The organism is Serratia sp. KG1D (assembly GCF_037150675.1).
In the GTDB taxonomy this organism is placed as follows: Bacteria; Pseudomonadota; Gammaproteobacteria; order Enterobacterales; family Enterobacteriaceae; genus Serratia; species Serratia nematodiphila.
This window is the reverse complement of record NZ_JBAGIH010000001.1, coordinates 471,086-484,081: the sequence shown is the minus strand read 5'-3', so window position 1 is coordinate 484,081 and position 12,996 is coordinate 471,086. Positions and strand designations below refer to the sequence as shown.

Annotated in this window: 13 protein-coding genes; 7 read left to right on the top strand and 6 right to left on the bottom strand. The window is 61.6% G+C overall.

Annotated elements, in window-relative coordinates:
* Positions 1-34 precede the first annotated feature (34 nt).
* The 3 genes from pbpG to WFM45_RS02375 form a co-directional block, all read right to left on the bottom strand.
* Entirely contained in the window at positions 35-964 is a 930-nt protein-coding gene (gene pbpG / locus WFM45_RS02385) for a D-alanyl-D-alanine endopeptidase (RefSeq protein WP_015377045.1), read from the bottom strand.
* 151 nt (positions 965-1,115) lie between these two features.
* Positions 1,116-2,219, bottom strand: a complete 1,104-nt coding sequence (locus WFM45_RS02380; protein WP_336954395.1) for an adenosylhomocysteinase — start codon at positions 2,217-2,219, stop codon at positions 1,116-1,118.
* Between the two features lie 45 nt (positions 2,220-2,264).
* Positions 2,265-3,209, bottom strand: a complete 945-nt coding sequence (locus tag WFM45_RS02375; protein WP_060558868.1) for a GlxA family transcriptional regulator — start codon at positions 3,207-3,209, stop codon at positions 2,265-2,267.
* Between the two features lie 91 nt (positions 3,210-3,300).
* On the opposite strand from WFM45_RS02375, the gene WFM45_RS02370 reads away from it, so the two are divergent.
* Complete coding sequence (locus WFM45_RS02370; protein WP_015377042.1) at positions 3,301-3,978, top strand: DJ-1/PfpI family protein; 678 nt, start codon at positions 3,301-3,303, stop codon at positions 3,976-3,978.
* Between the two features lie 50 nt (positions 3,979-4,028).
* Positions 4,029-4,592 carry a DedA family protein gene (locus WFM45_RS02365; RefSeq protein WP_033633849.1) on the top strand — a complete coding sequence of 188 codons (564 nt, stop codon included), beginning with the start codon at positions 4,029-4,031 and terminating at the stop codon, positions 4,590-4,592.
* 16 nt (positions 4,593-4,608) lie between these two features.
* Here the strand turns inward: WFM45_RS02365 and WFM45_RS02360 are convergent, their stop codons facing one another.
* A complete protein-coding gene (locus WFM45_RS02360) occupies positions 4,609-5,502 on the bottom strand; it encodes a LysR family transcriptional regulator (RefSeq protein WP_033633850.1) in 894 nt (297 codons plus the stop codon).
* A gap of 112 nt (positions 5,503-5,614) precedes the next feature.
* On the opposite strand from WFM45_RS02360, the gene WFM45_RS02355 reads away from it, so the two are divergent.
* Positions 5,615-6,052 (top strand): PACE efflux transporter, encoded by a 438-nt coding sequence (locus WFM45_RS02355; protein ID WP_016928654.1) that lies wholly within the window; start codon positions 5,615-5,617, stop codon positions 6,050-6,052.
* Between the two features lie 431 nt (positions 6,053-6,483).
* On the top strand, positions 6,484-7,950 hold the full coding sequence (gene ansP / locus WFM45_RS02350; protein WP_156865302.1) for an L-asparagine permease: 1,467 nt from the start codon (positions 6,484-6,486) through the stop codon (positions 7,948-7,950).
* 38 nt (positions 7,951-7,988) lie between these two features.
* Here the strand turns inward: ansP and WFM45_RS02345 are convergent, their stop codons facing one another.
* Positions 7,989-8,768 (bottom strand): HalD/BesD family halogenase, encoded by a 780-nt coding sequence (locus WFM45_RS02345; RefSeq protein ID WP_336954389.1) that lies wholly within the window; start codon positions 8,766-8,768, stop codon positions 7,989-7,991.
* Between the two features lie 117 nt (positions 8,769-8,885).
* Here WFM45_RS02345 and WFM45_RS02340 point away from each other — a divergent pair, with 117 nt between their 5' ends.
* Positions 8,886-9,782, top strand: coding sequence for a LysR substrate-binding domain-containing protein (locus WFM45_RS02340; protein ID WP_031299719.1), 897 nt, complete (start codon positions 8,886-8,888; stop codon positions 9,780-9,782).
* Here WFM45_RS02340 and WFM45_RS02335 read toward each other — a convergent pair.
* Positions 9,767-10,519 (bottom strand): SDR family NAD(P)-dependent oxidoreductase, encoded by a 753-nt coding sequence (locus WFM45_RS02335; RefSeq protein ID WP_336954386.1) that lies wholly within the window; start codon positions 10,517-10,519, stop codon positions 9,767-9,769. The genes WFM45_RS02340 and WFM45_RS02335 overlap by 16 nt on opposite strands.
* A 305-nt stretch (positions 10,520-10,824) precedes the next feature.
* On the opposite strand from WFM45_RS02335, the gene pyk reads away from it, so the two are divergent.
* Together pyk and WFM45_RS02325 are read left to right on the top strand one after the other, a co-directional pair.
* Positions 10,825-12,258: a pyruvate kinase gene (pyk, locus tag WFM45_RS02330; RefSeq protein WP_336954384.1), complete on the top strand. Its 1,434-nt coding sequence runs from the start codon at positions 10,825-10,827 to the stop codon at positions 12,256-12,258.
* The gene (locus WFM45_RS02325; RefSeq protein WP_336954382.1) at positions 12,258-12,992 is read left to right on the top strand and encodes a TSUP family transporter; all 735 of its coding nucleotides are present in this window, start codon (positions 12,258-12,260) and stop codon (positions 12,990-12,992) included. Before pyk ends, WFM45_RS02325 begins: the two co-directional genes overlap by 1 nt.
* Positions 12,993-12,996 lie beyond the last annotated feature (4 nt).

Sequence of the window (12,996 nt, the reverse complement as noted above, 5' to 3'; positions counted from 1 at the left end):
CGGCCTGCAGCAAAAGAGCAGGCCGCCAGGCGGGTTATTCGCTGTCGTTCTTCGCCAGACGGGCGTCTTTTTGGCGGCGATAGTCGCGGGCGGCGGCCGGGATCGGCGTCACCTTGCCGGTTTCAATCCAGCTGCGCAGCCGGTTGGCATCGGCGAAGTGAGTGTATTTGCCGAAGGCGTCCAGCACCACCAGCGACACCGAGCGGTTACCGATCATGGTGCGCATCGCCAGGCAGTGCCCCGCCTGGTTGGTGAAACCGGTCTTGGTCAGCTGAATGTTCCACTTCGGGTTGTACACCAGGTGGTTGGTGTTGCGGAACGGCAGCGTGTAGTTCGGATCCTTGAAGCTGGCCATGCGCTCGGTCGTGGTGCTGAGCTGGCCGATCAACGGATATTGCTTGGTGGCGATCAGCAGTTTGGTCAGATCGCGCGCCGTCGACACGTTATGAATAGAGAGCCCGGTCGGTTCCACGTAATGGGTGTTGGTCATACCCAGCGCCCTGGCCTTGGCGTTCATCGCTTTGATGAAGGCGTTGTACCCCCCCGGATAGTGGTGCGCCAGGCTGGCGGCCGCGCGGTTTTCCGACGACATCAGCGCCAGCAGCAGCATATCCTTGCGGCTGATTTCGCTGTTCAGCCGCACCCGTGAATACACCCCTTTCATCTCCGGCGTCTGGTGGATGTCCACCGACAGCATCTCGTCGAGCGGCAGGTGCGCGTCCAACGTGACCATGGCGGTCATCAGCTTGGTGATCGAGGCGATCGGCACCACTTCATCCGGGTTGCGCGCGTACATCACCTTATGGGTTTGCATATCGACGACCATCGCGCTGCCGGAGGCCAGCTCAGGCTGGGTGGCGTGCAGGGCGGCAGCGTTGTCGCTGGCCAGCGCGCGCGGCGCAAAGCCTGCGCCCGCCTGCAAAGCGAGCAGGGTCAGAACCAAAACACGTATTTTCACAGGCATTACTCTGAAATGGGGGCTTGAACTCAGCGAATTATATGTGAGGGTTCAGCGCTTGGCACTGGGATTATAGGGCGGATTTGTGACAAATTCTGTCGGCCGAAAATCGGCACAGCCCGCGGGCGCTCTGGGATGAACGCCCGCGTAGAAAAAGTTACAGCGCCGGCTGCCAGGCCGACTGCGGCAACAGGTACAACCCCGGCGTTTGCCGCGCCCCTGCGCCGACGATATGGCCGATGCCGGCCGCCATCACCGCCAGCGTGACGTCGAAGGCATTGAGGCTGTCGCCGTAGCCGGCGGTCAGGTTGAACATCGAACCGTTGGCCAGCAAATAGACCGTCTTCTCATTGAGTTGGTAAGCGTTCACATAAGGCATCGGCTCGTGGTGCGGCAGGCCCTTGAGGAAGCCGACGTCGATCTCTTCCGCCACGTGGCCGACGTTGAGGATAAACACGCCGTCCTGCGCCTGCTGCAGATGCTGCGCCGAGAGCACGTTTTTCGCGCCGGTCGCGGTGGCGATCACGTCCGCCTGCGCGACCCCGCTCGCCAGATCCACCACCTGCCAGCCGTCATAACGCGCCTGCAGCGCACGCGCCGGATCGATTTCCGCCACCATCACCTGGCCGCCGTAGGCCCTGGCCGCGGCCGCCGTTCCCTGCCCGACCAGGCCGTAGCCAATCACCAGCACGCGCTTTTCATGCAGCGTCAAATGGGTGGTCTGGAAGAAGGTGTGCCAGGCGGTCAGCCCAACCATATGCCGATTGTGCAGCCCTTCTTTCACCGGCAGATCGTCCCAGTTGAAGATCGGGTAGCGCGGCGCCACGCCGTTTAACCGATTGATGCCCGATCCGGTGGCCTCCAGCCCGGCGACGATCTGCGGGCCGTTCGGCGATTGGTGCAAACGGGTGGTCAAATCCGCTCCCATTTCGCACAGGTGGGTCGGCTGCCAGGCCAACGCGCGATCGAAAGATTCCGACCATTCGCCGGCGCTCATGTCACGCCAGGCATAGGCCTGCGCGCCCCGCCGTTCCAGCCAGGCCACCACGTCGTCCTGCACCGTAGTGGGATTGCAGGTGGTCAGGAAGATCGCTGCGCCCTTGTCCAGCAGGCCGGCCACCAGCGGCGCCATTTTCAGATCCAGGTGCATATTGCACGCCAGCCGCACCCCGTGCAGGTCCGGCAACGCCGTCACCGCCGCCCGGGTGCGCGGCATATGACGCGTCGCCCAGCTCAATTCGCTCTCAAAATCCTGATACATCCGTTGCTCCTCTGGTGCGCCCCGCCGCCAGGCGTGGCAAAAAAGTTATCCCGCGCGGCCGAGCCGGCGGATCGCCTGCGGCGACAGGCCAAATACGCGGATAAACGCCCGCCTCATGCGTTCCGGATCGCTGAACCCCACCGAACGGGCGATCGCTTCCAGCGGCTCGGCGCTCTCTTCGATGCGCACCCTGGCCGCCTCGACCCGCAATTGCTCGACCACCTTGGCCGGCGTCTGCCCGGTTTCAGCGCGGAACAGCCGACCGAACTGACGCTCGCTCAGGCAGGCGGCGTCGGCCAGATCCGCCACCGACAGCGGCTGGTGCAAATGTTCGCGCGCGTACGACAGCGCGGCGCGCATGCGATCCGACGACGGGTTCAGCGCCAGCAGCAGCGAATACTGCGACTGCCCGCCGGGGCGGCGGTGATAGACCACCAGCTGCCGCGCCACGGCCGCCGCCAGGGTGGCGCCCAGATCGTCCTCGATCAGCGCCAACGCCAGATCGATGCCGGCGCTGATGCCCGCCGAGGTCCAGATATCGCCGTCGCGGATGAAAATGCGGTTGCTGTCGACGCGGATACGCGGATAACTCTGCTGCAGCCGCGCCGCATGATACCAGTGAGTGGTGGCGCGTTTGCCGTCCAGCAGCCCGCAGGCCGCCAGAATAAACGCCCCGGTGCACACGCTGGCGATGCGCCGCGCTCGTCGGCTTTGGTTGGCCAGGAACGCCGCGAGCGCCTGTGACTGCGCCGCCATCACGTTGCCGCTGCCGCCGGCCACCACCAACGTATCAAAACGCTCGTCGCCGCACGGCTGCGTGGCGATTTCCACCCCGGCCGAGCTGGCGACCATACCGCCCTGCGGCGAGATCGCCACGCAGCGGTAGGCCGGCGGGTCAGTGAACTGGTTGACGTTATCGAACGCCGCCAGCGGGCCGGCAAAGTCCAGCAGGTTGAAACCGGGAAAAACCACAAAACCGATCGTTTTCATGATGGCGCTTTTTGAGGGTTATCTGTCATATCAGCCAAAAACAGGGCGGCTATTATGGCCCAGGTCCAACGATAAAAATGAGGCGAATGTCATGTCTGAACCACTCGTGATTGTATTTCCCATCTATCAAGGCGTCACCCAGCTCGATTTCACTGGCCCACTGCAGTTTCTGCGCCGCATGCCGGGCGCGGAAATCATCGTCGCTTCAGTAGACGGCGCGGATGTCGAGTCGGAAGGCTTGCACTTCACCCAGCTGCGCCCGCTGCCGGAGATCGCACGCTGCGATGTGCTGTGCGTGCCGGGCGGCAGCGGCTGCACCCAGGCGCTGCAGGATAAAGCATTCATGCAGCAAATCCGGCGGCTGGGCGCCGATGCCCGCTATCTGACTTCGGTATGCACCGGTTCGCTGATCCTGGCCGCCGCCGGCCTGCTGCCGGGCAAACGCGCCGCCTGCCACTGGTCGATGCGCGACAGCCTGAAGCTGTTCGGCGCCATACCCAGCGCTGCACGCGTAGAGCGTGACGGCAACGTGATCAGCGGCGGCGGCGTCACCGCCGGCATCGATTTCGCGCTGGCGCTGATCGCCGAACTGCACGGCGAAGACACCGCCCAAATGATCCAGCTCTATCTGGAATACGCCCCGGCGCCGCCGTTCGAGGGCGGCACGCCGGAATTGGCCCCGCCGCACATTTACGCCAGGGTACAGGCGCAGATGGCGGAGAGCCTTCAGCGGCGCAGAGCGTTGGTGGCCCAGATCGCCCAAGGTTAGCAATCGGGCGTATACTTGCCCTTATGCGTCAGCCACATAAGGAGTAAGGAATGACCGATTTGGCCCACTACATTACGGACTATGGCTACTGGGCGTTGTTTATCGGCTGCCTGGCGGAAGGGGAAACCATCACGCTGCTGGGCGGCATCGCCGCCCATGAAGGGCTGTTGCACTGGCCGTGGGTGATCGCAGTGGTGGCGCTGGGCGGCATGATGGGAGACCAACTGCTGTACTTCGCCGGCCGCCGGTTTGAAGGCCGCGTCATCTCGCGGCTCAAGGGACAGGAAAAGCGCATCGCGCGCGCCAGAAGGCTGATCGCCCGCCACCCGATGCTGTTCGTTATCGGGGTGCGTTTCATGTACGGTTTCCGCATCATCGGCCCGGTGTTGATCGGCGCCAGCCGCCTGCCGCCGTCGCGCTTCGTGCCGCTCAATATCCTCGGCGCCATTTTATGGGCGACGATCTTCGTCATGCTCGGTTATTTTGGCGGCCAGGCGATCGAACGCTTCGTTACCGGCTTCGACAAAAAGCTCTCCAGCCTGCTGTTTGTCGCGCTGGCGATCGCCGCCATTCTGCTGGTGCGCTTCTGGTGGCGCAAACGCCACGCGGAGTGAGCAAACGCAGCGGGCGTCAGCTTTCCTGCGGCGCCGCGCGCATCAGCTCGACCAGCTCGCGCGCCGCTTTGTCCAACGGGCGGTTCTTCAGCCAGATCAAATGCATCGGCAAGCGCAGCTCGTTCTTGGTGTTTTTGAATTTCAGCCGCACCAGACGCCCCTGCGCCAGCAGCGGCTCGGCCAGCGACAGCGGGAAGTTGCCCCAGCCCAGGCCCGCCTCCACCATGTTCAGCGCCATCGGCAGGCTGTCGGTGCGCCAGTACGCCTCCGCCACCTGCGGACGCAGATCGCCGATCGGCAGATCGCGGCTGGCCACCATGATCTGCCGCACGTTGACCAGATCCTCGAGAAACAGCTCACCCGCCGCGCCGTCCAGCGCCGGGTGCTGCGGCGACAGCATCGCCACCAGCGACTCCGCGCCGACGAAGTGGAACTGCTCCGCGCTATTGATGTTCAGCCCGCCGAACGCCAGACAAACACCGATGCGCCCCTCGTGCAGCATGTGCAGCACGTCGTCCTGCGGCGCGCTGAGCACTTCAATGTTCAGCAGCGGATAACGCTGCGACAGCGTTTTCACCGCCGCCAGCAGGCCGGCGCCGTTGATATCCGACGCCACGCCGATCGAAAGCCGACTCTCCAGCCCCTGGGACAGTTCGATGGCGTGCACCTGCAGCTGCTTGAGCTGCCCGGCGATCAGGCGGGCGTGCGGCGCCAGAGCCAGCGCCAGCGCGGTCGGCGTCGGTTCACGGTGAGAACGGTCGAACAAGGCGAAACCGAGCTCCGCCTCCATGTTGGCGATGGCCATGCTGACGGCGGAGGGTACGCGCCGCAGCGCGCGGGCGGCGGCGGAAAACGAGCCGCGATCGAGCACCGCCAAAAACAGTTCGATATTGTCGCTGGAGAAATTCATTGTTTTATCTGTCAGTAAAACTGACAACTCCTGACTTTTTCTATCAATGTGATTGACGTTATCTTAGCCGCCGTCGCCACAGAGGCAACTAAAAACAGATCGGGAGAAAACGATGCAAGGCGTCAAACGCAAACTGGTGTATGTCACCGCTTATGAAATCATCGGCATGGCGATCTCGGCGCTGGGGTTGGCGCTGCTGTCGGGCCATGCGCCGAGCAGCACCGGGCCGCTGGCGGTGGTGATCACCACCATCGCGGTCAGCTGGAACTTTATTTACAACTATTTATTCGAGTGGTGGGAAAGCCGCCAGGCGTCGCGCACCCGCACGCTCAAACGCCGCATTTTGCACGCCGTCGGCTTTCAGCTGACGCTGGTGGTGTATCTGATCCCGCTGATCGCCTGGTGGATGGGCATCACGCTGTGGCAGGCGCTGCTGCTGGATATGGCGCTGATCGTCATCATTCCTTGCTACACCTTCCTGTTTAACTGGGCGTTCGACAAGCTGTTCGGTCTGCCCGCATCGGCCCTGCCGGCCGGTGAATCCGCCTAAGACTCGTTACGCGCCAACCGACCCGTTGCTTATCCCATTTTCTGCGCGGGTCACCATTTCCTTCCCCTTATTTCTCGCCGCGAAATATAAGAACAACACCCTGTAATTTGCACGGTAATTATTATTTTGTGATTTTAATCACTTTTTATTCCTCGATATTTCCGTCTTGATAAAACATCACATCTTTTTGAATAATATATCCTTTTATATTTGGATTAAAAAATAAACACACTTGTTCACGTTTTATGCGCAGTATTTTTTGCCACCATTACGGAGAAAAGGTAGCATGCTTCGCCGTTATTTTAGTGATGGCTGTATACACAATAAACAGCGGAATGATGCCACGACCTCATTCTCAAGACGATTGGTCATAGCAATCGTTTGCTCTCATTAAGAGCAGGGTTAACATAGACAGGTAAACAGGACGGATAATGCACTCACAAAAAAAGTCGGCGGATGACAAACACGCCGCCAGAAGACGCTGGCTAGACTCTCATGAATCCGGTTATCACAAAAGCATGGGCAACCGGCAAATCCAAATGATCGCCATCGGCGGCTCCATCGGCACCGGCTTGTTCCTCGGTACCGGCGGCCGTCTCGAACTGGCCGGGCCGGCGCTGGCGCTGGTCTATCTGGTGTGCGGGATCTTCTCTTTCTTCATCCTGCGCGCGCTGGGCGAACTGGTGCTGCATCGCCCTTCCAGCGGCAGCTTCGTTTCTTACGCCCGCGAATTCCTCGGCGAAAAAGCCTCTTACGTCGCCGGTTGGATGTATTTCCTCAACTGGGCGATGACCGGCATCGTCGACATCACCGCCGTGGCGCTGTACATGCACTACTGGGGCACCTTCGCCGACGTGCCGCAGTGGCTGTTCGCCCTCGGCGCGCTCGGTATCGTCGCCACCATGAACATGATCGGCGTGAAGTGGTTCGCCGAGATGGAGTTCTGGTTCGCGCTGATCAAGGTCGCCGCCATCGCGCTGTTCCTGATTGTCGGCGTCGTCTTCCTCGGCACCGGCACCCCGGTCGCCGGCCACACCACCGGCATGCACCTGATCACCGAAAACGGCGGCATGTTCCCGCACGGCCTGCTGCCGGCACTGGTGCTGGTGCAAGGGGTGATCTTCGCCTTCGCCGGCATCGAGCTTATCGGCACCGCCGCCGGCGAGTGTAAAGATCCGGCCAAAATGATGCCTAAAGCGATCAACAGCGTGATCTGGCGTATCGGCCTGTTCTACGTCGGCTCCGTGGTGCTGCTGGTGCTGCTGCTGCCGTGGAACGCCTATCAGGCCGGCCAAAGCCCGTTCGTCACCTTCTTCAGCAAGCTGGGCGTGCCTTACATCGGCACCATCATGAACATCGTGGTGTTGACCGCCGCGCTGTCCAGCCTCAACTCCGGCCTCTACTCCACCGGCCGCATCCTGCGTTCACTGGCGATGGGCGGCTCCGCGCCGAAGCTGATGGCCAAAATGAGCAGCCAGCAGGTGCCTTACGCCGGCATCCTGGTCACCTGCGGCATCTATGTGATCGGCGTGGTGCTCAACTACCTGGTGCCGGCGCAGGTGTTCGAGATCGTGCTGAACATCGCCTCGCTGGGCATCATCGCCTCCTGGGCGTTTATCATCGTTTGCCAGATGCGCCTGCGCAAAGCCGTGCGCGAAGGCCGCGCGCAGCCGGTGTCGTTCAGAATGCCGGGCGCGCCGTTCACTTCGTGGCTGACGCTGGCGTTCCTGCTGATCGTGGTGGTAATGATGGCCTTCGACTACCCGAACGGCACCTGGACCATCGCCACCATTCCGGTGTTGGCGGTGCTGCTGACGCTGGGCTGGTTCGGCCTGCGCAAACGCGCGCAGGAAGTGAAGCTGGAACAGCAGGCTCACGAAGAGCAGAACCCGCACTGAATCGACAAACCGCCCTCCGGGGCGGTTTTTTTTATCCGCTATAACCGCCCGTAGAACGTCATTCTGGCGCTTTCCGACAGCATCACGTCCGGCTGCGCATTGTAGGCCAACACCACCAGCATGCGCGTGGTGTCGCCTTCGGTCGGCGTCACCCGGTGCATGGCGTTGCGCCCGCGAAACAGCACCAAATCCCCCTCCTCCATCGCCAGCCGTTTGACCGCCCGCTCGCCGTCCAGCACCTGCGTGACCCCGGCATAGTTCATCTCGCCGCGATCGGCGTCGCGCAGGTTCTCCACGTATTCGAAGCGCCCGCCCGCCTGCGGTTTCTGGATCAAGAGCGTGATGGCGAACGAGGAGTTGTCAAAATGCCAGCCCAGCTCCTGACCGGTATGGGCGTAATGCAGATTGATCGACGACAGCCGATCGGCGTAGGGGTAGAGCTGCGCCTCGCCCAGCACCGCACACAGGAACGCGCGAAACGCCGGGGCGTCGTACAGCGCGCGCAGCGGCGACTGCGGTGGAATATCCTCGTCGGTAATGCACCCCTTGGACGACACCATCAGCCGGTTGCGCGCATGGTCGGCCGGCAGCGCGTCGTCCTGCGGCCGTAGATACACGTTGTGTTTGCTGGTGGCGTAAAACGCCGCATAGTGCTGTTCAGCACCCTCCAGCCGCACCGTCGCCAGCGCGGCTTCACGCAGAAATCCCGGCAGCACCAGCGCGCCGGCGCGCGCCAGCGTTTGTCGGCAGCGGGCGCGGAACGCGGCGTCATCGATGGGATGGGCGGACAGATCGATAATATCGGCAAGTGGCGGCATGACGTTCCCCTCGTGTGCGAAAGCCGGATGCCTCTCACTGTAGCGAATGCCGCATTGCCGCCATAACAAAAATACGTTATGGATAAGCTAACGAATTCTTAGCGATAAGCCCTGCTCATGCACTCACCGTCCCGTGCGCGCTTGCCCAAGCTGAGCGCCATTCTGGCGTTCGAAACCGCCGCTCGCACCGGCAGCCTGGCCCGTGCGGCGGATGCGCTGGCGCTGACCGCCGCCGCCGTCAGCCAGCAGATCCGCCAGCTCGAACAACATCTGGGCATCACGCTGTTCATTCGTGCCAAAAGCGGCGTCACGCTGACCGAACAGGGCGCGGACTACCTGGCCTACGTGCAGGAGGCGTTTGAAACGCTGCGCGTGGCGCAGCAACACGTCGAACGCCAGCGCGGCAAACAGGCGCTGACGGTGTTCGCCCTGCCGGCGTTGGCCTCCAAGTGGCTGAACCCGGCGCTGGGCGACTGGCTGGCGCAGTGCCCCGACGGCGATCTGCGGCTGCACGCGACCCATGCGGCGGTCGATTTCGCCCATTCGGCGGCGGATTTCGCCCTGTGCTTCGGCGATCAGGATTATCCGCTGCTGGAAAAGGTGCAGCTGTTTCAGGATCGGGTGCAGCCGGTATGCAGCCCGGCGCTGCGCGATCGCGGCGACTGGACGCAGCTGCCGCTGATCCACGTCGACTGGGGCAAGGAGAGCCAGTTTCTGCCGGGCTGGCACGAGTGGTTCACCGCCGCCGATCGGTCGCCGCCGCCGCGGCGCGGGCTGACCTATAACCTGACCTCGCTGGCCATCGACGCCGCCGTACAAGGGCGCGGGGTGCTGCTCGGCCAGCGGCGGCTGATCGCCCGTGAACTGGCGGAGGGCCGGCTGGTCACCCTGGCCGAACCGGCGCTGCCGCTCAGCAAACCCTACTACGTGGTTTACCCGCCGCGCACGCTGGAAAAACCCGGCGCAGCGGCGTTTCTCCGCTGGCTGCAGGCGCTGGCTCAGCACGCGGTATAACCGCCGTCGATGCTGTAAAACGCGCCGGTGGTGAAACTGCTGTCGTCCGAAAGCAGGAAGGCCACCGTTTTCGCCACCTCTTCCCGCGTCGCCATCCTCCCCATCGGGTGCGAAGCGGCCATCTGCGCCCGCGCCGACGCCGGCAGTTCCCCCATCGCCGGCGTATCTACATAACCCGGCCCGACGGCGTTGACGCGCACGCCGCGCGTAGCGAATTCCAGCGCCGCCGAGCGCGTCAGGCCCAGCACGCCATGCTTGGCGGCGGTATAGGGCGCAATCCCGGCAATGCCCACCACGCCGTTGGCGGAAGAGAGGTTCACCACCGCCCCCCCGCCGCCGGCGACGATCGCCGGCAGGCCGTACTTCATGCCGAAAAACGTGCCGCTCAGGCAGGTGGCGATCACCTCATGCCAATCTTCGACCGCGTACCGATCGATATCCACCTCGTGCGGGCCGGTGATCCCGGCGTTGTTGACCAGCAGATGCAGCGCGCCGCAGCGCCGCACGATCTCTTCAATACCCTGCTGCACCGACTGCGCGTCGCGCACGTCCATCCGCAACATCATCACCCGCCGGCCGTCGGGATCGAGCCGCGCGGCGGCGGCGGTGAGAGGCGCTGTGTGGCGGCCGGTCATCACCACCGTGGCTCCGCGCCGAAACAGCTCGGCGGCGATCGCTTCGCCAATGCCGGTGGACGCGCCGGTCACCAGCGCCACCCGATGTTTGAAATCTTGCATAGCCGTTCTCCTGCAAAGTTGAGTTCAAGGGGAACAGGCTAGCGCCGGCAAGTGACAGTTTGCGGCAGCAGTGATGCCCAACGCGGCGAGGAATAAAAGGAGTAATGCTTATCAATATTTTATCTATACGATGGAGGTAAATTGTATAACCATTTTATTTTCATCATTAAATGTGTAAGGCGCACCCACTCTGACGCCAAAACTCATTATAACTTTTTATATATTAGTTAGATTAAACCCCTATTTTCCCCGCTGTCACAAAACTGTCATAGATAAATGCATCTTAACTTTTCGGAGCATTTATCATGGCAAAGACTCGCATTATCGCTACCATCGGCCCCGCCTCTCGCCACATCAACACGTTGGCAGCGCTGGAAAAAGCCGGCATGTCCGTCGCCCGATTGAACGGTTCGCACAACACGCTCGACTGGCATGCGGAAACCATCGCCCTGCTGCGTAAAACGTTGCCGGATACGCCGGTGCTGTTGGACATTCCCGGTAGAAAAATCCGCACATTGCAACTGAAACACGAACCCTCATTCACTAAAGGGCAAACGCTGATCCTCACGACCGATACCTCGCATAACGGGGAGGAAAAAGTCCCGGTGGGGTACGGCCGGTTGCATGAACGGCTGACGGTGGGCGATAAGGTTTTCGCCGATGATGGCACCCTCTCGTTTCAGGTCGTTAACATCGTCGATCGGGACATCCACCTGCGGGCCGACATGGACGGCCAACTGAAAAGCCGCAAAGGCATCAATGTGCCTGGCATCGATCTCGGGCAGGCGCTGATAACGGAGAAAGATCGCGACATGATCGCCTTCGCCAAAGCGCATCAAGTGGACTACATCGGCATAAGCTTCGTCGAAAGCGCGGCACACATCAACGCGATCAGAACGCTGATCGGAGGCGATACGCCCCGCATCGTGGCGAAAGTGGAAAACAGCGGCGGCATAGAGCATCTGGAGGAAGTCATCGCCGCCGCCGACGTTATCATGATCGATCGCGGCGATCTGGCGGTGGAAACCTCGATCGACCGCGTTTCTCTCTACCAAAAACAGATCCTCCGAGCCGCCTCCCATGCGGGCAAACCCACCATCGTGGCGACGGAATTGCTGCACAGCATGATAGAGAACCCGCTGCCAACCAAAGCGGAGGTCAGCGACATCACCAACGCGGTGCTGGATGGCGCCGCGGCGGTGATGCTCTCCGGTGAAACCGCCGTAGGCCGCTATCCTCTGGAGGCCGTTGCCCGTATCGCCAGCGTAGCCCATCAGGCGGAACAGTATTTAGCGCATGCGCCCCACTCATCCCCCCCTGCGCAGGTTGACGATATTCGACAGGCTGTCGGCGCCCTTATCCGCGCCTTGCCGATCTCCCGGGTGGTGGTGTTTTCTCGCACAGGTTACAGCGTGCGCATCGCCGCCATGGCCAACATCGGCCTCCCGATCGTCGCATTCGGCAACGATGCGGCGACGGTGCGCAGCTGGAATATGCTGCCAGGCATCACCGGCCTGACATTGCCTCGGATCGATCTGACACAGCCGGAAACCGAACGTTTGGCTCTGAATGTCCTGTCAGACAATGGATTGATAAATCGGCACGATGTTTTGCTGCTGGTCAGCGCCCAGCAAGACAATCAGCATATCAGCGGGAATATCTTGCGCACGCTCAGCGCCGATGCCTACCTGCAATCTGACGCGGCGCGGGAACCTCACCGGAAAGAAGAGGTGGCCTGATGGTTAATCATGCGTTGTTCTATCTGGTGATTGCGCTATTTGCCGTGATCCAATCGGTTTTCGGCATGGGCATCTTGGTGTTCGGTACACCGACGCTATTAATGCTGGGCGTTGATTTCTCCTCCGTACTTGGGCTACTGCTGCCGTCGTCGGTGCTGATCTCTCTGACGCAGACGCTTGGCGCCCGACGAATTGCTTTTCCCGCTCGCGAAAAGGTCAATATGCTGATTTGCGCCATTTTCGTCATTCTGGCGCTGAGCCTGGTCTTGCATTCGACGCTGAAGATGAATGTCGATCTGCTGGTGGGCGCCATCCTGCTGTTTTCCGCCTTGATGCGCTTTCGTCTGCCACTGCAGGAAACCGTGAAGCATTATCTCGGCAAACATCAGCGCGCTTATGTCGCAGTCATGGGCCTGATACATGGCGTCACCAACATGGGTGGCGCCTTGCTGGCACTCTACGCTACCGCCAGCCATCGCGAGAAACTGGAGATAAGAACCACCGTCTCCCGTTACTACCTGATGTTCGGTTTAATCCAATTGGCCACGCTGGCCTGCATTAAATGGCAAGCCCTGAACCTCGACGGTTTCGCCGCGGCACCGCTGGCTCTGCTGGTGTATCTGGTCGTCGGCAATCTGCTGTTCAAGAGGGCCAGCGCTCCCGTTTATGAAAAAATGGTAACCGGCTTTATTGCCTTCTATGGCGTGGCCGTTCTCACTAAAGGCTATTTATAGGCTC

Excerpts from the sequence above, each read along its gene's own strand:
- WFM45_RS02335 (WP_336954386.1), bottom strand. The coding sequence starts at position 10,519 with ATGCAAGATTTCAAACATCGGGTGGCGCTGGTGACCGGCGCGTCCACC.
- pbpG (WP_015377045.1), bottom strand. The coding sequence starts at position 964 with ATGCCTGTGAAAATACGTGTTTTGGTTCTGACCCTGCTCGCTTTGCAG.
- WFM45_RS02360 (WP_033633850.1), bottom strand. The coding sequence starts at position 5,502 with ATGAATTTCTCCAGCGACAATATCGAACTGTTTTTGGCGGTGCTCGAT.
- WFM45_RS02375 (WP_060558868.1), bottom strand. The coding sequence starts at position 3,209 with ATGAAAACGATCGGTTTTGTGGTTTTTCCCGGTTTCAACCTGCTGGAC.
- WFM45_RS02345 (WP_336954389.1), bottom strand. The coding sequence starts at position 8,768 with ATGCCGCCACTTGCCGATATTATCGATCTGTCCGCCCATCCCATCGAT.
- WFM45_RS02370 (WP_015377042.1), top strand. The coding sequence starts at position 3,301 with ATGTCTGAACCACTCGTGATTGTATTTCCCATCTATCAAGGCGTCACC.
- ansP (WP_156865302.1), top strand. The coding sequence starts at position 6,484 with ATGCACTCACAAAAAAAGTCGGCGGATGACAAACACGCCGCCAGAAGA.
- WFM45_RS02365 (WP_033633849.1), top strand. The coding sequence starts at position 4,029 with ATGACCGATTTGGCCCACTACATTACGGACTATGGCTACTGGGCGTTG.
- pyk (WP_336954384.1), top strand. The coding sequence starts at position 10,825 with ATGGCAAAGACTCGCATTATCGCTACCATCGGCCCCGCCTCTCGCCAC.
- WFM45_RS02340 (WP_031299719.1), top strand. The coding sequence starts at position 8,886 with ATGCACTCACCGTCCCGTGCGCGCTTGCCCAAGCTGAGCGCCATTCTG.
- WFM45_RS02355 (WP_016928654.1), top strand. The coding sequence starts at position 5,615 with ATGCAAGGCGTCAAACGCAAACTGGTGTATGTCACCGCTTATGAAATC.
- WFM45_RS02325 (WP_336954382.1), top strand. The coding sequence starts at position 12,258 with ATGGTTAATCATGCGTTGTTCTATCTGGTGATTGCGCTATTTGCCGTG.
- WFM45_RS02380 (WP_336954395.1), bottom strand. The coding sequence starts at position 2,219 with ATGTATCAGGATTTTGAGAGCGAATTGAGCTGGGCGACGCGTCATATG.